The 19,940-nt window shown below is 66.8% G+C and carries 16 protein-coding genes and 1 pseudogene; 7 read left to right on the top strand and 10 right to left on the bottom strand.

Translation table 11 applies throughout. The features are described 5' to 3' along the window. The 4 genes from AC5E6L_RS03325 to AC5E6L_RS03310 all read left to right on the top strand — a co-directional run. On the top strand, positions 1-673 hold a 673-nt coding region (locus tag AC5E6L_RS03325; protein WP_491771279.1), incomplete at its 5' end, for a short-chain fatty acyl-CoA regulator family protein. A gap of 66 nt (positions 674-739) precedes the next feature. Further along, the gene (locus AC5E6L_RS03320) at positions 740-1,144 is read left to right on the top strand and encodes a response regulator transcription factor (RefSeq protein ID WP_491229701.1); all 405 of its coding nucleotides are present in this window, start codon (positions 740-742) and stop codon (positions 1,142-1,144) included. Beyond that, positions 1,134-1,376 carry a hypothetical protein gene (locus tag AC5E6L_RS03315; RefSeq protein ID WP_491229702.1) on the top strand — a complete coding sequence of 81 codons (243 nt, stop codon included), beginning with the start codon at positions 1,134-1,136 and terminating at the stop codon, positions 1,374-1,376. The genes AC5E6L_RS03320 and AC5E6L_RS03315 overlap by 11 nt, the downstream gene beginning before the upstream one ends. A gap of 6 nt (positions 1,377-1,382) precedes the next feature. Further along, complete coding sequence (locus AC5E6L_RS03310; protein ID WP_491229703.1) at positions 1,383-4,163, top strand: ATP-binding protein; 2,781 nt, start codon at positions 1,383-1,385, stop codon at positions 4,161-4,163. 8 nt (positions 4,164-4,171) lie between these two features. Here the strand turns inward: AC5E6L_RS03310 and AC5E6L_RS03305 are convergent. From AC5E6L_RS03305 to AC5E6L_RS03275, 7 genes and pseudogenes are all read right to left on the bottom strand, one after another. Further along, positions 4,172-5,110 (bottom strand): annotated as a pseudogene (locus AC5E6L_RS03305) (3-hydroxyacyl-CoA dehydrogenase NAD-binding domain-containing protein); the annotation flags it as partial. After that, complete coding sequence (bcoG, locus tag AC5E6L_RS03300; RefSeq protein ID WP_491229704.1) at positions 5,107-6,018, bottom strand: 3-dehydrocarnitine:acetyl-CoA trimethylamine transferase BcoG; 912 nt, start codon at positions 6,016-6,018, stop codon at positions 5,107-5,109. The pseudogene AC5E6L_RS03305 and the gene bcoG, both read right to left, overlap by 4 nt. 267 nt (positions 6,019-6,285) lie before the next feature. Continuing rightward, positions 6,286-7,143 carry an ABC transporter permease gene (locus AC5E6L_RS03295; protein WP_491230795.1) on the bottom strand — a complete coding sequence of 286 codons (858 nt, stop codon included), beginning with the start codon at positions 7,141-7,143 and terminating at the stop codon, positions 6,286-6,288. A 14-nt stretch (positions 7,144-7,157) separates the two neighbouring features. Next, positions 7,158-8,447: an ABC transporter permease gene (locus tag AC5E6L_RS03290; protein WP_491771275.1), complete on the bottom strand. Its 1,290-nt coding sequence runs from the start codon at positions 8,445-8,447 to the stop codon at positions 7,158-7,160. 373 nt (positions 8,448-8,820) lie between these two features. Next, positions 8,821-9,963 (bottom strand): extracellular solute-binding protein, encoded by a 1,143-nt coding sequence (locus AC5E6L_RS03285; protein ID WP_491771273.1) that lies wholly within the window; start codon positions 9,961-9,963, stop codon positions 8,821-8,823. A 97-nt stretch (positions 9,964-10,060) separates the two neighbouring features. After that, positions 10,061-11,164 carry an ABC transporter ATP-binding protein gene (locus tag AC5E6L_RS03280; RefSeq protein WP_491229954.1) on the bottom strand — a complete coding sequence of 368 codons (1,104 nt, stop codon included), beginning with the start codon at positions 11,162-11,164 and terminating at the stop codon, positions 10,061-10,063. A gap of 146 nt (positions 11,165-11,310) precedes the next feature. Next, positions 11,311-11,673 carry a hypothetical protein gene (locus AC5E6L_RS03275; protein WP_491229955.1) on the bottom strand — a complete coding sequence of 121 codons (363 nt, stop codon included), beginning with the start codon at positions 11,671-11,673 and terminating at the stop codon, positions 11,311-11,313. A gap of 79 nt (positions 11,674-11,752) precedes the next feature. On the opposite strand from AC5E6L_RS03275, the gene AC5E6L_RS03270 reads away from it, so the two are divergent. Both AC5E6L_RS03270 and rpoH read left to right on the top strand, forming a co-directional pair. After that, a complete protein-coding gene (locus tag AC5E6L_RS03270; protein WP_491771270.1) occupies positions 11,753-12,745 on the top strand; it encodes an RluA family pseudouridine synthase in 993 nt (330 codons plus the stop codon). A 162-nt stretch (positions 12,746-12,907) separates the two neighbouring features. Continuing rightward, entirely contained in the window at positions 12,908-13,816 is a 909-nt protein-coding gene (gene rpoH / locus AC5E6L_RS03265; RefSeq protein ID WP_491229957.1) for an RNA polymerase sigma factor RpoH, read from the top strand. 89 nt (positions 13,817-13,905) lie between these two features. On the opposite strand, the gene AC5E6L_RS03260 is transcribed toward rpoH, so the two are convergent. Together AC5E6L_RS03260 and AC5E6L_RS03255 are read right to left on the bottom strand one after the other, a co-directional pair. Further along, positions 13,906-15,684 carry a hypothetical protein gene (locus AC5E6L_RS03260; RefSeq protein ID WP_491771268.1) on the bottom strand — a complete coding sequence of 593 codons (1,779 nt, stop codon included), beginning with the start codon at positions 15,682-15,684 and terminating at the stop codon, positions 13,906-13,908. Positions 15,685-15,885: 201 nt separating this feature from the next. Continuing rightward, positions 15,886-17,184: an adenylosuccinate synthase gene (locus AC5E6L_RS03255; protein ID WP_491228831.1), complete on the bottom strand. Its 1,299-nt coding sequence runs from the start codon at positions 17,182-17,184 to the stop codon at positions 15,886-15,888. Between the two features lie 162 nt (positions 17,185-17,346). Between AC5E6L_RS03255 and AC5E6L_RS03250 the strand changes: the two genes are divergently transcribed. After that, on the top strand, positions 17,347-18,264 hold the full coding sequence (locus AC5E6L_RS03250) for a DMT family transporter (RefSeq protein WP_491228830.1): 918 nt from the start codon (positions 17,347-17,349) through the stop codon (positions 18,262-18,264). A gap of 314 nt (positions 18,265-18,578) precedes the next feature. Here AC5E6L_RS03250 and serA read toward each other — a convergent pair. Continuing rightward, the coding region (serA, locus tag AC5E6L_RS03245; protein WP_491771265.1) for a phosphoglycerate dehydrogenase at positions 18,579-19,940 on the bottom strand (1,362 nt) is incomplete at its 5' end.

Below are 19,940 nucleotides of genomic sequence, written 5' to 3'. Positions count from 1 at the left end.
CCGGCGCGAGCTGCTGACGGTGGCGATCGACCCCGATGCGCTGGCCCGCTACGGCGCCGGCACCGTGCTGATGCCCTATGAACGGTTCCTGGAAGCGGCCGAGAGCGGCCGCTACGACCTGGCGCACCTGCAGGCGCGCTTCAACGCCAGCTTCGAGCAGGTGGCGCACCGGCTGGTCACGCTGCGGCGGCCAGGCGCTGCGGGCGTGCCGTTCGCCTTCGTGCGCGCCGACCCCGCAGGCAACATCTCCAAGCGCTTTTCGCTGCCGGGCCTGCGCATGCCGCAATTCGGCGGCGCCTGTCCGCTTTGGGCGCTTTACGGCGCTTTTGCGACCGACCGTCTGGTCGCGCAGCGCGCGGCCATGCCGGACGGCCGGCACCTGCTGTTCATGGCCCGCCAGGTGCGCAAGGGCACATCGTCGAGCGCCAGACCCGAGGCGCGCTATGCGATCATGCTGGCCTGCGAAGCCCATCATGGCGGCCGCATCGTCCACGCCGACGCGCTCGGCCCGGGACATGCCGCGCCCGTCGGCTGGGAATGCCGCGCGTGCACGCGGGCCGGCTGCGACCAGCGCGCCTTCCCCGCGCTGCGGCTCGACCGGCCGGACAGCGCCGCAGCACCCTCGGCGCCCCCTTACCGGCGGGGCGCGTTGGACGTTGCCGCGCAGATGTGAAATGATGCGGCCAGGCCGGAGCGCGAGGGTCCGCCGCGCTTGCGGCCGGGGAGGAAGCCGACCGATATGACGTCCCGGATTCTCATCGCCGAGGATGAACCCTTCATCCTTGAGTCGCTGACCTTCCTGCTGGGGCGGGAAGGCTATAAGCTGGTCGCCGTGCAGAAAGGCGGCGAGGTCAATGCGGCCATAGAGCGGGAGCGGCCCGACCTGGTCATTCTGGACGCGATGCTGCCCGGCAAGGACGGCTTTGCGATTCTCGGCGATCTGCGCGCCGCGGCGTTCGGCAAGACCGTTCCGGTGCTCGTGCTGACCGCCAAGGGGCAGGACGCCGACCGCAAGCGCATGATCGCGCTGGGCGCGAACGCTTTCGTGACCAAGCCGTTCGCCAATCGCGACCTGCTCGCCCAGATCGCGCGGCTGATCGGCGCCGGCGCAAAGGGCTCGCGCGAGGCCGACCATGGAACCTGACCGCACGCCCACGGCTCTTTGGGCCGAGTTGCGCTGGATCGTGCCGGCCCTTGCGGCGATCCTGCTGACGCCGCCGGTGCTGGGTCTGTTCGACCGCCCGGTTTCTTTGCTGGGCATACCCCTTCTGGCGCTCTACACGTTCGGGATCTGGGCGGCCGCCATCGGTCTTTGCGCGATCGTTGCCCGCCGCGCCTTGCCGCCCCGGAGGGGGCCGGAGCGGCACGGGCCGTAGCCGGCGATGCTGTCGCCCGCCCTCGTCCTTGTCGTCGGCGTCGCCTATCTGGCGGGCCTGTTCGTCATCGCATGGGCCAGCGACCGCGCGGCCGAACGCGGACGCTGGCCAATCATCAATTCGCCGGTGGTCTACACCCTTTCTCTGGCGGTCTACTGCACCGCATGGACCTTCTACGGCGCGGTCGGCTCGGCGGTTCGCAACGGGCTCGAATTCCTGACCATCTATATCGGGCCGACCATCGTGTTCCTGGGCTGGTGGCTGGTCCTGCGCAAGATCGTGCGCATTTCAAGAAGCCAGCAGATCACCTCGATCGCCGACTTCCTGTCGGCGCGCTACGGCAAGAGCGCGCTGGTTTCCATCATCGTCACCGTGATGGCGATCACCGCGATCACCCCTTACATCGCCCTTCAGCTCAAGGGCATCACCACGGCGTTCGAGGGGCTCGTCTATGCCGATGCGGGCTTCACCGTCCGCCGCCCCCGGATCGGCATCTGGGCCGACACGGGCCTTTGGGTGGCGATCGTGATGGGCGTGTTCGTGATCCTGTTCGGAACGCGGCGGCTGGCGGCCGACGAGAGCCATCCGGGCGTCGTCACCGCCATCGCCTTCGAATCGATCGTCAAGCTGGCCGCGCTGATGATGATCGGCCTGTTCGTCGTCTTCATGCTCGCGCCCGGCGAGGGCGCCGACCGGGCGCCGGCGCTGGAGGCCGCGCTGGCCCGCCTCGCCACCATTGCCCCGGGCGGCGAGGCGCGCTGGATCACGGTGACCTTCCTTTCGGCCGCGGCGATCGTCTGCCTGCCGCGCCAGTTCCAGGTGATGGCCGTGGAGAACCGCAACGAACGGCATCTGGCGACCGCCGCCTGGCTGTTCCCGCTCTATCTGTTTCTGATCAGCCTGTTCGTCCTGCCGATCGCCGCGGCCGGGCTGGCCAAGCTGCCGGCGACCGCCGATCCGGACCTTTTCGTTCTTTGGGTGCCGCTCACCGCCGGCCGTCATGAGCTGGCGCTGATCGCCTTCATCGGCGGGCTTTCGGCGGGCACGTCGATGGTGATCATCTCCTCGATCGCCCTGTCGATCATGATCTCCAACCATCTGGCGCTGCCGCTCCTGCTCAACGGCCGGCTCGGCGGACGCGTGCCCCGGGACCTGTCGCGCACGATCCTTGTGGTGCGGCGTGTATCGATCGCCGGCATCCTGGCGCTCGGTTACGTCTACTACCGCTCGGCCACCGGCGGCGGCGCGCTCGCCTCGATCGGACTGATCTCGTTCGCCGGCGTCGCCCAGTTCCTGCCCGCGCTGGTCGGCGCGCTGTTCTGGCAGGCGGCCAACCGGCACGGCGCCATCGCCGGCCTTTGCGCGGGCTTTGCGGTCTGGGCCTATACGCTGGTGCTGCCCAGCCTGCCCCTGCCGGGCATCGAGGCCATCCTCGCCTCGGGGCCGTTCGGCATCGCGGCGCTGGCGCCGACGGCGCTGTTCGGCGCATCGGGCTGGGACCCGCTCGTCCACGCCACCTTCTGGAGCCTTTCGCTCAACATCGGCGCCTTCGTGCTCGTGTCGGCGTCGACCCGGACCAACCCGATCGGCCGGCTGCAAGGCGCCATCTTCGTCGACATCTTCCGGCGGCCGGCTTCGGAGGGCGAACCGGTGCTGCCACGCTCGGCCTCGGTCGAGGATCTGCGCCGCGTGGCCGAACGGGTGCTGGGTCCGGCGCGCACCGAAGAGGTGTTCGACAGCGAGGCCGCAATGCAAGGCCGGCCCGGCCGCGATCCCCTGCCGGACGCCCATTTCATCACCCGGGTCGAGCGCGCGCTCGCATCGGGCATCGGCGCCGCCTCGGCGCGGCTGATGGTCTCGCGCATCGTCAAGGGCGCGCCGCTGAGCGTCGATACGGTGATGGCCCTTCTCGACGAGACCCGCGCGGCGATCCGCTACAGCCAGGAGCTGGAACGCAAGTCGGCAGAACTTCAGGAGACGGCCGAAAAGCTCAAGGCGGCCAACGAGACATTGCAGCGGCTCGACCAGATGAAGGACGACTTTCTAAGCCGCGTCAGCCACGAATTGCGCACCCCGATGACCTCGATCCGCTCGTTCGCCGAACTTTTGTCGGAGGCCGAAACGCTCGACACGCCCCACTCGCGCCGCTTCGTCCAGATCGTCAAGCAGGAGAGCCAGCGCCTGACGCGGCTGCTCGACGAGATCCTCGACCTGAGCGCCATGGAAAGCGGCCAGATCGCCTGGAACATGGAGCCGGTCGAGCTGAAGGCGCTCCTGTCGGGATCGATCGATACGATGATGAGTCTCGCCGAACGGCGCGGCGTGCGCGTGCTGACCGAGCTTCCGGCCGGGCCGGTCCGGGTCCGCGCCGATCCCGACCGGCTCAAGCAGGTCTTCCTCAACCTGCTGTCGAACGCCATCAAGTTCTCCGATCCGCCGGACCCAAGGGTGATCGCGCGCATCGAGCGGCGCGGCGGGGAGGCACTGGTCTCGATCATCGACACAGGGCCGGGCATCGCGCCGGCCCTTCGCGACAGCCTTTTTTCGAAGTTCGGGCGCGACTGGCTGAACACGGCCGGCGATCGCGGCGGGTCGGGCCTCGGCCTTGCCATATGCCGCCAGATCACCGAACGCCTCGGCGGCACGATCGGCCTTGCCAGCACGTCCGCCGACGGTTCGTGCTTTCAGGTGTCCCTGCCGCTCCAGCCGACCGGAAACCAGGATGCAAAGCCGGCGCAAAGGGGCGCGCCGGCGCCGCCTCACACCGCGCCGGTCGCGGGCGAATGAGCGCGGTCAAGCATCTCTTCATGGGCGGCAATGACGCCGCCAGCCCCTGAACGCGTCGTCTTCAAGTGTCGCAGCATGCCGACCAGGTTGGCGTCGCGCAGCGTCTCCAGCTCCGCGATCGACATATGGCCCGACTGCGCATCCGACTGTGCCGCGATCGTCTCGACGAGCGCATCGGTCAGTTCTGGCACGTCGGTCAGCTTCGTCCACGGCCATTTGAGGGCCGGTCCGAACTGGGCGATGAAATGGGCCATCCCCGCCTCGCCGCCTGCGATGCGATAGGTCTCGAACAGGCCCATCTGCGCCCAGCGCAGGCCGAAGCCCATACGGATGGCCTCGTCGATTTCCGCCGTTGTCGCAACGCCGTCGCGGACGAGCCACAACGCCTCGCGCCAGACCGCTTCCAGGAGCCGGTCGGCGATGTGGGCCGCGATCTCCCCGCGCACGACCAGCGGATACATGCCGAGCCCGCGCAGGACGGCGGCGGCGCGGTCGCAGGTCCCGGCGTCGCCGACCAGTTCGACCAGCGGCAGCAGATAGACCGGGTTGAAGGGGTGGGCGACGATGGCGCGCCCCCCTTGGGCATTGAGCTCGGACGGCGTGAAGCCGGACGTCGACGATCCGATCACGGCATCGCCCGGCGCCGCGTCGCAAACCGCGCCGAGGACGGCGTGCTTGAGCGCAATGCGTTCGGGCACGCTTTCCTGCACCCAGTCGGCGCCCGCGACGACATCGTCCAGCCTGTCCGCGAAGGACAGATCGCCCTCGGCGGGCAAGGGCCGGTCATAGAGCGCGGGCATCGACCTGCGCGCCCCGTCGATCACCGCGCCGACCTTGCGCTGGGCGTCAGGGTCGGGGTCGTGGACCGCCACGTCCCAGCCATTGAGCAGGAAGCGGGCCGCCCAGCCGCCGCCGATCACCCCGCCCCCGATGATCGCGGCCTTCATAGCGGCGGCCTCTTGACGAGCCCGAGCCGGTCACGCACCTCCTGCGGCCCGATCACGCGCGCGCCCATGCGCTCGATGATGCCGACCGCGCGTTCGACAAGCTGCGCGTTCGTCGCCGGCACGCCCTTTTCGAGGAACAGATTGTCTTCGAGCCCGACGCGCACATTGCCGCCGGCGAGCACCGCTGCGGCCACATAGGCCATCTGGTCGCGACCCAGCGAGAAGGCCGACCAGTGCCAGCCGGACGGCACGGCGTTGACCATGGCCATATAGGTGTTCAGATCGTTCGGCGCGCCCCAGGGCACGCCCATGCACAGTTGCACCAGAGCGGGGCTTTCGAGCGTGCTCTCGCGCACAAGTTCCCGAGCGAACCACAAATGGCCGGTGTCGAACGCCTCGATCTCCGGCTTGACGCCCAGTTCGGTCATGCGCGCGCCCATGGCGCGCAGCATGCCCGGCGTGTTTGTCATCACATAGTCGGCCTCGGCGAAGTTCATGGTGCCGCAGTCGAGCGTGCAGATCTCGGGCCGGCATTGGGCGACATGGGCAAGCCGTTCGGTCGCGCCGATCATGTCCGTGCCGTGCGCATCGAGCGGCAGCGGGGCCTCGGCCGAGCCGAACACCAGATCGCCCCCCATGCCGGCGGTCAGATTGAGCACCATGTCGACGCCGGCGGCGCGGATGCGCTCGGTGACGTCCCGGTAAAGGTCCAGCCGCCGCGAGGGTTTGCCGGTCTCGGGATCGCGGACGTGGCAGTGGACGATGGCGGCGCCGGCCCGCGCCGCGCCGATGGCGCTTTCGGCGATCTCGGCGGGCGAACGCGGCACCAGAGGCGAGCGATCCTGCGTGGCGCCCGATCCGGTCACCGCACAGGTCACGAACACCTCACGATTCATCGCAAGCGGCATGACCGCTCCTCCCTTGCGTTCCGGCTGCGCGATTTAGGGCCTTTGGGGGCTCCTTACGATTCCCGATTCACGTGCAATGCTCCAACTCTTTGATTATAAGCATGTTCTTATCCGAAACCCGCATATATTTCGCGAACATGCTCCGGGGTGCGAGTGTAACCGCACCCGAACTCGGCAACGCAGGCGGAAGAGCGACACGCCGGGTCGCAATCGTCCCGATGGCACGACGCGCACGCCCGGCGCGGCGCATGCCGAGCCGCCCCACCGTCAGGCGGGCGACAGCCCGCGCAGACGCTCCGAACGCCGCCTCAGCATCTCAAGCGTGAACAGGAGCAGGACCGACAGCGCCACCATGATCGAGGCGACCGCCAGGATCGTCGGCGAAATCTGCTCGCGCAAGCCGATGAACATCTGCCAGGGCAGCGTCTTCTGGCTGGCCGAGCCGACGAACAGCACCACGACCACCTCGTCGAACGATGTGATGAAGGCGAACAGAGCACCCGAGATCACGCCCGGCATGATCAGCGGCATCTGTACCTTGAAGAAGGTGGTGATCGGGTCGGCGCCAAGGCTCGCCGCCGCGCGGGTCAGCGACCGGTCGAAGCCGACGAGCGTCGCCGTCACGGTGATGATCACGAACGGGGTGCCGAGCGCCGCATGCGCAAGGACGATGCCCAGAAACTCGCCCTGCAGCCCGATGCGCGAATAGAAGAAATACATGCCCGCCGCCGAGATGATCAGCGGCACGATCATCGGCGAGATCAGCATCGCCATGATCGCCGATCTGAACGGCACATGCGCCTGGCTGAGACCGATCGCCGCCAGCGTGCCGAGCACGGTCGCCAGGATCGTCGCCGCCGGCGCGATCGTCACAGAGTTCCACAGCGCCCGCTGCCAGTCCGGATTGGTGAAGAAGTCCTCATAGTGCTTGAGCGAGTAGCCGGCCGGATCGAGGGTCAGCATCTCCGGCGTGAAGGTGAAGAAGTTCTGCGCGTTGAACGACAGCGGCACGATCACCAGGATCGGAAAGATCAGGAAAAAGAAGATCAGCCCGCAAATCACCCGGAACGCATAGAACCAGGCAACCTGTAGGGGCGAGGCGTAGGGCGGAAGCGCTGAACGCATGGTCGGTCGTGCCCCTATCCGAGCTTCACATTGTCGATGCCCACGATGCGGTCATAGACATAGAACAACAACAAGACGAGCAGCAGCAGCAAGACGCCGAGCGCGGCCGCAAGGCCCCAATTGAGGCTGATGGAGATGTGGAAGGCGATCCGGTTGGAGATGAAGATGCCGGACGTGCCGCCGACCAGTTCGGGCGTGATGTAGTAGCCGATGGCGAGGATGAAGACGAGGATCGCCCCCGCCCCGATGCCCGGCACGGTCTGCGGGAAATAGACCCGCCAGAACGCCGTCCAGTCCGTCGCGCCAAGGCTTTTTGCGGCGCGCACATAGGAGGGCGAGATCGTCTGCATCACCGAATAGAGCGGAAGGATCATGAACGGCAGCAGAATGTGCGTCATGGCGATGATGGTGCCGGTCTGGTTGTTGATCATCACCAGCCGTCCCGCATCGTCGATGATGCGCGTCCAGACGAGGAAATCGTTGATCACGCCCTGCTGCTGCAACAACACCTTCCACGCCGAGGTCCGCACCAGAAGCGAGGTCCAGAACGGCAGCAGCACAAGGATCATCAGAAGGTTCGCCGTGCGCGCCCGCAAATGGGCGAGAAGGTAGGCGATCGGATAGCCCAGCAGCAGGCAGGAAACGGTGATGACCAGGCTCATCACCATGGTGCGCGAAAACAGCATCAGATGGATGCGCTCGTCCTCGGGCTTGAGCCGGACGCCCCGGTCGGTGAGGTCGGCATCGACCGCGGTCAGGAAATAACCGGGCGTGTAGGCTGGACTGTAGCGGCGGATGGTCGACCAGACCTCGACATCGGCCCAGTCCTCATCGACCTGGAGGAACTGCGCCTTGAAGGGGCCCGCCTCGTCCATGCGCCGGATGGCCCGGCCGGTCCTGCGGAACAGGCCCGACATGCCCGACTGCTCGTAGTTGAGCCGCGAGCCGACGCGCGTGTGGATGCGCTGCTCGACCGCGCTTTGCAGATCGTGGAACAGCGCCGCGTAGACCCGTTCGTCGGGCGCCCGGCCGCTTTGCGGATCCCAGTCGGCCAGCGTCTCAACGGTCTCGGGCAGCGTGTCGCGGACGATCGAGTTCTCGACCGAGCGGAACAGCATGTCGGCGATCGGCAGAAGGAAGGTAATCAGGATGAAGGCCAGAAGCGGCGCGATCAGCGTCAGCGATCGCATCTTCTCGCGACGCAGGGCGCGGGCGAGGCTGCGCTTGAGGGGCGTTCCATCGGCAGCGCGCATGATGCCGTCATCGCGTATCGCCGGGCCTTGTGTCTCTGTCGCGCCGCTCATGGAAATCCCCGTCTCTTGCGGTTCGGGTTGCCGGCCGGGAACCGGAGGGGGAACGCGGCGCTCGCGGCGCCGCGTTCCGGGATGATGTCTAGAGCATTTCTCGTGATCCCCGATTCACGTATAATGCTCCAACTCTTTGATTTTGAGCATGTTCCCGTCCGAAAACAGCATACACGTTTCGGGAACATGCCCTAATGCCCGTGGAGGTTCAGGTTTCGGGCCTGGCGCGTGCCGGGCCCGAAGGGATATGGCGAAAATCGCCCATTTAGGCGTCGCCGGACCTTGAAAGGGGGCGGCCCTTCCCGCGGCACGGCTCCTGGAACCGAACGATGTTCGACCATACCAGGCTGCAAATCCTGTCCCCCACGGGCCCTTAGCGGGTCAGCCAGGCCTGGAACCTGGCATCCAGATCGTCACGATTGTCGGCCCACCACTCATAGTCGTAATTGTGGACGTTGGTGGCGTTCGCCGGATCGGTCGGCATGTGCGGCGCCATGTCGATGCCCAGTTCGGCGTGCGTGCCGACCAGAGGCGCCGAGGACGCGCGCGCCGGGCCGTAGGAGATCCATTTGGCCTGATCTGCCAGCCGCTGCGTGTCGGTGGCGAATTTCAGGAAGTGCATCGCGCGGTTCAGCCGCGCCTCGTCCAGTCCTTCGGGAATGATCCAGCCGTCAAGGTCGAAGGACTGCATGTCCCACAGCATGGCGATCGGCTGGTTCTGCTCGGCGATCGCCGAGAACAGGCGGCCGTTGAAGGTCGAGCCGATCACGACCTCGCCATCGGCCAGAAGCTGCGGCGTTTCGGCGCCGGCGGTCCACCAGATCACCTCGTCCTTGATGGTGTCGAGCTTGGCAAAGGCGCGATCGACGCCCTCGTCGGTTCCCAGAACGTCATAGAGCGCGTCCTTGGCGACGCCGTCGCAATAGAGCGCCCACTCCATATTGTCGATCGGGCGACGCTGAAGGGAGCGCTGGCCGGGGAAGGTCTCCAGATCGAACACGTCGCACACATCGTCCGGCACGGCGCCGTTCCACTCGGCAACGTCCGTGCGATAGCCGAACGTGGTCGAATAGACGATCTGCGGCACGAAGCACTCATTGATGCGCAGCGCGCCGAAATCGTCGTCCGCCGAGGTGCCGTCCGGCGCCGGCGCGAGATGCTTCTCGCCGTCGATCGGAAGCGCAAGACCCTCGTCGCAAAGGCGGATGGAGTCCGACGCCACCGCATCGACCACGTCCCAGGTGACGGTGCCGGCCTCGTTCATGGCGCGCAGCTTGGCCACCGCCTCGGCCGAGGACTCGTCCCAGACGATGGTGACGCCGGTCACCTCGGCATAGGGTTCGGCATACGCATTGATCTGCGATGTCTGATAGGCGCCGCCCCAGGAGACGAGCGTCATCTCGTCGGCGCAGTTCTCGCAGGGCGCTTCGGCCAGGGCCATATGGCCGTCGGCGAGCGCGGGCGATGCCAGAAGGCCGGTGGCCGCGCTCGCCAGCAGCAGGGTCTTGAGTTTCATGTGATGCTCCCTTGGTGCTCGGGAGGCATGCGCCGTCCGGACGCCCGCCGTCCCACTTGCCGTCGGCACCACTGCCGGCGGTCAATCGATGATTTGCTCACGCCACCGCGTCCAGCGCCTTGCAGTCGGAAGCCGCCCAGCCGACCTGCACCGTGTCGCCCTCGGCGATCGGCCGCTTGTCGCGCCGGTTGCGCACCTTGACGATGAACGCATCATTGCCCGCGACGCTCATGCGCACGCGGATGTGGTCGCCCAGATAGATCAGCTCCTCGATCCTGCCGTCGAGCACGTTCTCGGGCTCGCCCGACGGCGCAAGTTCGATCCGCTCGGGCCGCAGGGACAGGGTCGTGCGGCTGCCCGCCGGGCCGACATTGACCGGATCGGCGATCAGCAGCGTGCCGTCGTCGAGGCGCACCTCGCAATTGGCCCCGTCCAGCGCCACCACCTGGCCCGTCAGCTTGTTGTTCTCGCCGATGAACTGGGCGACGAACGAATTCTGCGGGTCCTCATAGAGCGAATCGGGGCTCGAAAGCTGCTGTATCACGCCGTCGTTGAAGACCGCCACGCGGTCCGACATGGTCAGCGCCTCGGTCTGGTCGTGCGTCACATAGACGATGGTCACGCCGAGATTTTCGTGGATGTGCTTGATCTCGTACTGCATCTGCTCGCGCAACTGCTTGTCGAGCGCGCCCAGCGGCTCGTCCATCAAGACCAGTTCGGGATCGAAGACGAGCGCGCGCGCCACCGCCACGCGCTGCTGCTGGCCGCCCGAAAGCTGCGCCGGCCGCCGGTTGCCGAACGCGCCCAGCTCCACCATGTCGAGCGCCCGCCCGATCCGCGCCTCCTGTTCGGCCTTGGCCACGCCGCGCACCCGCAACGGAAAGGCGAGGTTCTCGGCCACCGACATGTGCGGAAACAGCGCATAGTTCTGGAACACCATGCCGATGCCGCGCCTGTGGGGCGGCACATTGTTGATGCCCTCGTCGTTCAGATAGATCTCGCCATGGGTGGCCGGCTCGAAGCCGGCCAGCATCATCAGGCACGTGGTCTTGCCGGACCCGGACGGGCCGAGCATGGTCAGGAACTCGCCGCGGGCAATGTCGAGGTTGAGGTCTTTGACGACAAGCGTCTCGCCGTCGTAGCTTTTCTGCACGCTCTCGAAGCGTACTGAGGCGCCCCTGGAAATGGCCTTGATCTCCACTGTTCACCGAACCGACGGAACGGACGTTCGTCTTTTTGTCGCGCCTATCAAACCGAACAATCGCCCCGCTTGTAAAGGGGGACATTGGGATCAATTTGCCGTTACTGGGCAAGTGAACGGCGGAAAAGAGACAAACGTCGCGCCTGTCAGTCAGCGGAGACAACAGGCTCCGGCGCAATACGGTATCGGCCGACCATGACGCCCGTCGACCGGTCGAAGACCAGAAGCAGCATCGCGCCGTCCGCATCGGTGCCGCGCAGCATGACCCCATCCGCCGCAAGGCCGCTTTCGACGATCGCAAATCCGTCCGGAACGGCAAGGGTCGCCTCGGCCGGCGCAGGCCGCGCCGCCTCGCCGAGTTGCCAGACGATGGCCGCCAGGACGGCGAACAGGCCCACGAACATGATCCCGATCGATACGGCCAGCAAGCGCACCATCTTGCGCCGCACGCGCTCGGCGGCGGGATCGAGCGGCGCGTCCTGGGCCAGTTCGGGGGGCAGTTGGTTCATCGTGTCGGCCTTGTCCGGAAGCGCGGCGCCCGGTAGCACGGCTCCCAATGCGCACCGCACTACAAAGGATCGCCGCCAAATGGAAGACGTGACGGCGAGCGATGCCGATGCCGGCCTGCGGCTGGACCGGTTCCTGGTCCGCGCCACGGGCGGCGCGCTGTCGCGCAGCCGCCTCAAGGCGCTGATCGAGGGCGGCCATGTGACGCTCAACGGCACGGTCGCGCGCGAGGCCAGACGCCGCATGGCCGAGGGCGACCAAGTGCGCATCGACCTGCCGCCGCCCGTCGACCCGGCGCCCGGGGGCGAGCCGATCCCGCTGTCGGTCCTTCATGAAGACGATGCCCTGATCGTCATCGACAAGCCGGCCGGCCTGGTCGTGCATCCGGGCGCGGGCAACCCGTCCGGCACGCTGGTCAACGCGCTGATCCACCATTGCGGCGAAACGCTGTCGGGCATTGGCGGGGTCAGGCGCCCGGGCATCGTCCACCGGCTCGACAAGGACACGAGCGGCGTCATGGTCGCCGCCAAGACCGACGCCGCCCACAAGCACCTGTCGGCCCAGTTCGCCGACCATGGCCGCACGGGCGCGATGGAACGCATCTACGCGGCGCTGGTCTGGGGCGCGCCGGACCGCACCAGGGGCACGATCGAGACGTTCCTCGGCCGCGCCGGATCGGATCGCACCAAACAGGCCGTCGTCTCCGAAAGCCGGCCCGACGCCCGCCATGCGGTCACGCACTATCGGGTCGAGGAACGGTTCGGGCCGGCCGGCCGGCCGGTCGCCGGCCTTGCGGCCTGCACGCTGGAGACCGGACGCACTCACCAGATTCGCGTGCACATGGCCCATATCGGCCATCCGCTGATCGGCGATGCGGTCTACGGGGCGGGGTTCAAAAGCAAGGCGAACGCCCTGCCCGAGAGCGCCAGGAGCGCGATAGCGGCCCTCGGCCGTCAGGCGCTGCACGCGGCCACATTGAGGTTCGAGCATCCTCAAAGCGCTAAGATGATGACGTTTTCCGCGCCCCTGCCCACGGATATGGCGACGCTGATCCACATTTTACGTAAACGTTAAAGGGGCTTGAAACCGATTGCATGAAGCATAATTTTAACGAAGCATAATTTAACGGCCGATACCCAAAAATAGGGATATGGCGCGTGCGTGCATTGTGTGGCGCGTGCGCCTCTTGCTCGCCGCATTTACGTGGGAGCCAGGATGGGAGAAAGGGTGCTGACAATGGCCCAGAACACACTGCCGAGCATTTCTGGCGGAAGCAACGGGCTTTCCCGCTACATGGAGGAAATCCGCCGCTTCCCGATGCTTCAGCCCGACGAGGAGTACATGCTCGCCAAGCGCTATCACGAGCATGACGACACCGACGCCGCCCATAAGCTCGTCACGTCGCATCTGCGCCTGGTCGCCAAGATCGCCATGGGCTATCGCGGCTACGGCCTGCCCATGGGCGAAGTGGTCTCGGAAGGCAATGTCGGCCTGATGCAGGCGGTCAAGAAATTCGATCCCGAGCGGGGCTTCCGGCTGGCGACCTATGCCATGTGGTGGATCAAGGCATCGATCCAGGAATATGTCCTGCGCTCGTGGAGCCTTGTGAAGATGGGCACGACGGCCAACCAGAAGCGGCTGTTCTTCAACCTGCGCAAGGCCAAGAGCCGTATCCAGGCGCTCGGCGACAGCGACCTCAACGAGGACCAGGTCAAAAAGATCGCCACCGACCTCCAGGTCTCCGAGGAGGATGTGCGCTCGATGAACCAGCGCCTTGGCGGCGATGCCTCGCTGAACGCGCCCATCCGCGCCGCCGAAGGCGAGAGCGGCCAGTGGCAGGACTGGCTCGTCGACGAGAGCGACAGCCAGGAAGAGATGCTGATCGCCGAGGACGAGCTGGACCATCGCCGCGCCATGCTGCGCGAGGCCATGGACGTGCTCAACGAGCGCGAAAAGCGCATATTCGAGGCGCGCCGCCTGTCCGAGGACCCGCTGACGCTTGAGGAGCTTTCGGGCGAGTTCGACATCTCGCGCGAACGCGTGCGCCAGATCGAGGTGCGCGCCTTCGAGAAGGTGCAAAAGGTGATGGTCGCCGCGGCAGCCAAGCTGAAGGCTGGCCCGACCCGGCTCGAACACGCCGGCTGAGCGGCGGCACCCTCACCGATCAACGCCAAAGCCAGGCGGTGCAACCGCCGGGATCTCTCGTGAACGGACCGCGCCACGGCGGGGCGGCCTTACCCCCCGCCCGTGCCCCCGAGCGGGGTGCTGTCCCAGGCGTCGAACACCTCGCTGAACACGCGGTCGCCGGCCGCACCCTTCTCCAGCGTGATCAGCGCGCGGCGGCCCGACACATATTGCATCGGAATGTCGATCCAGCCCTGGCTGAGCATCAGTGCGGTGTTGGTCTGGACGGCCGTCGCCGCGTCGGTGAGCGCGACCAGGAAGATGTTGGTGTCGATCGGCGCGGGCACGGCGATGAGCGCGCTGCCCGGGTCCTGCTCGGTGTTCTTGAAGGTGATGCGCTGCACGTCGGCGATGCCGCGCCCCTGGAACGTTTCGGACACGGTGAAGAAAAGTTCGACGATATGGCTCGCGGGGAAGGTTGCATCGCCGTTGCGGCGGATCGTCATTTCGAGCGTGAGATCCAGTTCGGGAACGGTCGCCTCGGCGCGGATCGCCGGCTCGACCGGCAGATCGCCGCCCGGCGAGACCTGCGCCATCGACCAGACGGTCGAGCCCTGATTGGCCGTGCCCGGCTGGGTGCCCGTGCGCTCCTCATAGAAGATGGCGCGCTGGCCGACCGCAGCATCCGACGCGCCGGCCTCATCCGTGCCGGGCGCCGTCGCGCCGGCGCCCGGCACGGGCGCGCGCCCAGGCACGGTCTGTCCGGCAACGGTGCTGCCCTCGCCCGTTCCCGCGGCGCCATCGGCCGGCCCCTCATCCACTTCGCGGCCGTCTTCGGTCAGGCGTTGCGTGAACTTCTGCACATCCTCGTCCGTGCCCGCCGCATTGACCGTGTCGACCGGCGCCCCGACGGTGCCCTGGCCGGTCTCGGGCGCATCGGTTCGATCCGGGCCGTCGACGGCCGTCGTCTCGACGGTGCGCACCGGCACGCCCTGCTCGTCCGCGACGTTTGCGGCATCTTCAGCGCCCGGCATCGGCAGTTCGATCCCGTAACCGGACAGGAAGGCCCGGATCGGCGTCTGGTTCATATAGGCGGCATAGCCGCCCCCGCCGACCAAGCCGAGGACGAGCACGATGGCCGCCAGCCGACCTCGGCGAGAGCGCCGCGCGGGATCGAGCGGCGGCACGCCCCCCGCTTGACCGGCGAGCGTATCGGCATCTTGGGCCGCCATCGCGCCCGTGTCGGCGGGTTGCGAAACGGGTGTGCCGACGGTCTCGCCCGCCTCGCCGAACAGCATGTCGGCGGCACGGTCGGCCTCCGCGCCGGCGCCGCCACCGTCTTCAGACATGGTCGCGCGCTGCTCGTTGAGGAAGTCGAGCAGCGGATCGTCCGCTTGCGCGCGCGGCATGACCGGCGGCTCGGGGGCGGGCGGGTCCGGCTCGACATCCGGAGTGCCGAACGGTTCATCGGAATGGGGCTCGACCCGGTCCGAGGCCGCCTCCAGCGAGGCCAGCACATCATCGACCGTCGGCTCATCCGGACCGGGCGCGTCGGGCGCCGGTGAGTCCGGGGTCGGTGCGTCCGGCATGGCTTGCGGTTCAGGATCGGCCTGCGTGGTGGCGGGCGCAGGCTCCTCTTCAACGGCCGTCGCCGTGTCTCTGGCCGGCGGCGCGGCGGCGGGCGCCAATTCGGCCTCGATGCCGGCGATCGCATCGTCGAGCTTGGCGAACTGCCGGTCGATCGCCGCTTGCGGCGGGCGCGTTGCCATGGCGTCGATCTGGCGCTGCACGGTCTCGCGCGCCCTCTGATAGACCTGCGCGCGCATATCGGGCGTCGTCTCGCCCATCTTGTCGAGGGTCTTTTTTAGAATCGCAGCAAAATCTGCCATGAATTCAATCCGCTATACCCTTGATCCCGGCGACCTGAACCAGTGTGGCGGATTTGAAGCTCGTCACTTTGTCTGCGTCGTGCTCATCAACGAGCTTCAAATCCAAAGTCACCCCAGATTCAATACTTTGCTAGTGTCCTTTCGAACCTGGAGCTCCTTCGGAGCGACTCCAAAAACGATACGAACTTCGGACTCGGGACACTAGTCTTGAAACGGATCGGTCACAAGTATCGTGTCATCGCGCTCGGGCGAGGTGGACAGAATGGCAACCGGCGCGCCGATCAGCTCCTCGACATGACGCACATATTTGACCGCTTGGGCGGGAAGATCGTTCCACGAGCGCGCGCCGGCGGTCGTGCCGTTCCAGCCCTCCAGCGTCTCGTAGACCGGCGTCAGCCGCGCCTGCGCGCCCTGGCTGGCCGGAAGGTAGTCGATACGTGCTCCGTCCAGCTCGTAGCCGACACAGACCCTGATCGCTTCCATGCCGTCGAGCACGTCCAGCTTGGTCAGCGCGATGCCGGTGATGCCGTTGACCGCCACCGCCTGGCGAACCATCACCGCGTCAAACCAGCCGCAGCGCCGCCTGCGCCCCGTCACCACGCCGAATTCGTGGCCGCGCTCGCCCAGATGCCGGCCGACCTCATTGTCCTGCTCGGTCGGAAAAGGCCCTTCGCCGACGCGCGTCGTATAAGCCTTGGTTATGCCGAGCACATAGTCGACCGCGCCGGGACCGAGGCCGGACCCGGTGGCGGCCTGGCCGGAGATCGTGTTCGAGGACGTCACGAACGGGTAGGTGCCGTGATCGATGTCGAGAAACGTGCCCTGGGCGCCCTCGAACAGGATGCGCGCGCCCGCGCGGCGCTTGTCGTCCAGCACCTTCCACACCTTGTCGACGAAGGGCAGGATCGTCTCGCGCACCGAGGACAACTCCTCCATCAGCGCCTGATGGCCGATCTCGGGCTGGTTGAGACCGCGCCGCAGCGCATTGTGGTGGGTGAGAAGGCGGTCGACCTTGGCGGGCAGGGTTTCCATGTTGGCCAGGTCCATGGCCCGGACGGCGCGCCGGCCCACCTTGTCCTCATAGGCGGGACCGATGCCACGGCGCGTCGTGCCGATCTTGGTGCCCGAATTGGACGCCGCATCCTCGCGCAGCGCGTCCAGTTCCCGGTGCACCGACAGGATCAGCGCGGTGTTTTCGGCGATACGCAGGCGTTCGGGTCCGATGGCGACGCCCTGCCCGGCCAGCCGCGCCAGTTCCGCCACGAACGCATGGGGATCGAACACGACGCCATTGCCGATGATGCTCATCTTGCCCTGGCGGACGACGCCCGAAGGCAGGAGGGACAATTTGTAGGTGACGCCGCCGACCACCAGCGTATGGCCGGCATTGTGCCCGCCCTGAAAGCGCACGACCACGTCGGCGCGCTCGGACAGCCAGTCGACGATCTTGCCCTTGCCTTCGTCGCCCCATTGCGAGCCGACCACCACCACATTGGCCATTGGATGCCGTTCCCTGCCTTGCCAAACAAACGAGGCGTCTATAGCGGCAGGCGGTGAAAAGCGCGAGAGCCGTCCGCCTCGCCGATTGTTGCGATGACAGCTTTTCGCTCGCTTTCGCACGTTGGCTGCGCCATTTAGGCCGCCCGGAGCAGGGAAGGCTCAATGTCCAGCGACACCGTCCAGACCGCGAACGTCAATCGCATCGCCTATGTGCTGCTGGTCCTGACCACCCTGTTCTGGGGCGGCAATGCCGTCGCCGGCAAGATGGCCGTCGACCATGTCTCGCCGATGATCCTGACCAGCCTGCGCTGGGTGATCGCGTTCGCCATCCTTGCGGTCATCGCCGGCCCGCGGTTCTGGGCAGAGCGCCGCAAGGCCGTGCGGCACCTGCCGCTCCTGTTCGCCTATGGCGCCCTGGGCTTCGCCGGCTTCAACATCGTGCTCTATTCGGCGCTCAACCACACGACCGCGATCAATGTGGCCATCTGGCAGGCCGCGGTCCCGATGATCATCTTCGCGCTGAACTTCATCATCTTCCGCACGCCCATCACATTCGCGCAGATGGCCGGCTTCGTTCTGTCCGTCACGGGCGTGGCGGTCGTCGCCTCGGGCGGCAGCATCGCGCGGCTGACGGGGCTGGCGATCAACCATGGCGACGCGCTGATGGCGCTGGCCGCCCTTCTTTATGCGGGCTACTCGGTGGCGCTGCGCGCCAAGCCCGAGCTGCACTGGAAAACGATGATGGTGACGATGGCGTTCGCCGCGATGATCGTCTCGCTGCCCTTTGCCTTGTGGGAATGGCGGTCGCCCGCCGGCATCCTGCCCGACAGGCAGGGCTGGCTCGTCGCGCTCTACACGGCCGTCTTCCCGGCGATCGTGGCGCAGGCCTTCTTCATCCGCGGCGTCGAGATGATCGGCTCGAACCGCGCCGGCCTGTTCGTCAACCTGGTGCCCGTGATCGGCACGATCCTGGCGATCGCGATCCTGGGCGAGGTGTTCGGTATCCACCACGCGCTCGCCATGATCCTGGTGATCGGCGGCATCTGGCTGGCCGAGCGCAAGCCGGGCGGCGGGCGGTAGAGCAATTCCAGCGAAAGCGGGAACCGGTTTCGCGTCCGGCATTGCGGGCGATCTCCGTCATGCCCTTGGACCGTGCGACATCGCCGAGAGCGGCGGCGATCAAGCGCGGACCGGACCGCCATCCTCGAACACCGCTTCCAGATAGGCCGCAATGTGCTCCGGCGTGTTCAGATTTTCGGCGGTGTCCCACCGTGCCAGCTCAATGCTCATCTAGGGCCCATGGCCGCCCTTTCCGACCATTCGTTACGAATGGTCGGAGCCTAACCCTGACCTTTCGGTTCGAAAGACCATGAGGAGCTCACCAAGCCAGCAGCCTAAACGTCGAACACCAGCGGTTTGGCCGACAGGATTTCGGGGAATTGGCGCACCTTGTCGAGCACGTGGCCGGGCACCGGGTCGTCGACATACAAAAGCGCGATCGCATCGCCGCCCGGACGGTTCCGGCCGAGCTGGAAATTGGCGATGTTGACGCCATTGTCGCCGAAGGTCGTGCCCAGAATGCCGATGATGCCCGGCGCGTCATTGTTTGTGGTGTAGATCATGTTGCGGCCGATCTCGGCGTCCAGATTGATGCCCTTGATCTGGATGAAGCGCGGCTTGCCGTCGGCGAAGACGGTGCCGGCGACCGAGCGCGTCCGGTTGGCGCTTTTCACCGTCAGCTTGATATAGCCGTCGAAGACGCCCGACTTGTCGCGCTTGACCTCCGAGACGATCACGCCGCGTTCCTTGACCATCACCGGCGCCGAGACCATGTTGACGTCGGCCACCTGCGGGCGGATCAGCCCGGCCAGCGCCGCGCTCGTCAGCGCCTTGATGTTCAGATCGGCGGTGACGCCGTCATAGAGGATCTCGACCTCCAGTATGGCCGATTCGGCCACCTGGCCGACGAAGGCGCCAAGCACCTCGGCCAGCTTGACGAAGGGCTTGAGCACCGGCGCTTCCTCGGCGGTGATCGAGGGCATGTTGATCGCATTGGAAACCGCGCCGCGCAGGAGATAGTCGCTCATCTGCTCGGCGACCTGAAGCGCGACATTTTCCTGCGCCTCGGTGGTCGAGGCGCCAAGATGGGGCGTGCAGACGACGTTCGGCAGGGCGAACAGCGGGTTCTCGGTGGCAGGCTCGGTCTCGAACACGTCGATGCCGGCGCCCGCCACCTTGCCGTCCTTGAGCGCGGCCGCCAGATCGGCCTCGACGATCAGGCCGCCGCGCGCGCAGTTGATGATGCGCACGCCGTCCTTCATCTTCGCGATCGCCGCCGCGTCGATCACGTTGCGCGTCCTGTCGGTCAGCGGCGTGTGCAGCGTGATGAAATCGGCCCGCGCCAGAAGGACGTCCAGCTCCACCTTTTCGACGCCCAGATCGCGCGCGCGCTCCTCGGACAGGAACGGATCGAAGGCGATCACGTTCATCTTCAGGCCGATGGCCCGCGTGGCGACGACCGAGCCGATATTGCCGCAGCCGATCACGCCGAGCGTCTTGCCGGTGATTTCGACGCCCATGAATTTCGACTTCTCCCACCTTCCGGCGCGCGTGGAGATGTCGGCGGCGGGAATCTGCCGGGCGACCGCCAGCATCATCGAGATCGCATGCTCGGCGGTGGTGATCGAATTGCCGAACGGGGTGTTCATGACGATGATGCCGCGCCGCGAGGCGGCCGGAATGTCGACATTGTCGAC

It is taken from the genome of Roseitalea sp., assembly GCF_984466335.1.
The sequence above is the reverse complement of the archived record's forward strand: the minus strand, read 5'-3'. Positions and strand labels throughout refer to the sequence as shown.